This window comes from Pseudoalteromonas sp. NZS127, assembly GCF_015864805.1.
Classification (GTDB): Bacteria; Pseudomonadota; Gammaproteobacteria; order Enterobacterales; family Alteromonadaceae; genus Pseudoalteromonas; species Pseudoalteromonas nigrifaciens.
Window position 1 is genome coordinate 1 of sequence record NZ_JADYWN010000060.1, and the last position, 977, is coordinate 977.

2 protein-coding genes and 1 pseudogene are annotated in these 977 nt (G+C 61.9%); all 3 read left to right on the top strand.

Annotated elements, in window-relative coordinates; genetic code table 11:
• Nucleotides 1-49: 49 nt before the first annotated feature.
• Nucleotides 50-364 (top strand): annotated as a pseudogene (locus tag I6E78_RS18940) (ssDNA-binding protein); the annotation flags it as partial.
• 172 nt (nucleotides 365-536) lie between these two features.
• Nucleotides 537-719 (top strand): hypothetical protein, encoded by a 183-nt coding sequence (locus I6E78_RS18945; RefSeq protein WP_442960318.1) that lies wholly within the window; start codon nucleotides 537-539, stop codon nucleotides 717-719.
• Between the two features lie 38 nt (nucleotides 720-757).
• Nucleotides 758-958, top strand: a complete 201-nt coding sequence (locus tag I6E78_RS18405; RefSeq protein ID WP_114488337.1) for a hypothetical protein — start codon at nucleotides 758-760, stop codon at nucleotides 956-958.
• The last annotated feature ends 19 nt before the right edge of the window (nucleotides 959-977 follow it).

Sequence of the window (977 nt, forward strand, 5' to 3'; positions counted from 1 at the left end):
CAAGGGCCTGCGGGCGGCATGGCTCGACATCTTCAAGCCCGGCGAGGGCATGAACGGCGGCGCGCCGAAGTTCAAGTTCACCGGCCTGATGGAACCCGAAAGCGAAGCGCTGAAGATCGGCAAGGCAGCAATGCTGGAAGCCGCCACCAAGCTCTGGGGTCCCGCGAACGCCGCCAACATGATCCGCTCCATGGCTGCCAACAGCCGTGCGATCCGTGACGGCAACGACAAGATGAGCGACGACGGCACCGTGCGCCCCGAGTACGAGAACATGTTCTTCATCTCGGCCAGCAACAAGGCTGACAAGAAGCCCCAGGTGGTCACGCAGAAGAAGCACAACGGCAAGTTCGTGCAGATCACAGAAGCCGGTCGCGGCCTGGTGGATGGCATGGACGTGACCGACCAGCTCGGCTACGAGGTCAAGGTGCCATATCGTGGCTGCTACGTGAACGCCAAGGTGGAATTTGTGGCCGGCAAGTCCTTCAAGGGCAGCGACGGTCAGATCANGCTGCTACGTGAACGCCAAGGTGGAATTTGTGGCCGGCAAGTCCTTCAAGGGCAGCGACGGTCAGATCATCCCCAACCAGGTGTTCGCCCGCATCATCGCCATCCAGTTCGTGAAGGACGGCGAGGCATTCGGTAGCGGCCCGACCAGCGCTGAAGGCTTCGGCGAAGAAGAAGTCGAGACCGCCGGTCAAGGCGCCAGCGACCTGTTCTAAACCCACGGGGCTTCGGCCCCGTTTTCTGAAAGACTGAAATGACCCTGAAAATCAAAATCGAAGTGCCTACCGACGGTGGGCCGTACGAAGCCCAAGTCGCCGAGAGCAATGGCAACCCCGCTCACGTGCTTGCACCCGGCGAGGCCGTCGAACTGTACGTGCACAGCGGCAATACCATCACCGTGACCGAGCTGCCCGCGGGCACCAAGGCCGCGATGAGCGCGCAAGAGCCGAAGTAAACCCTTCGCAGAGGGGCGC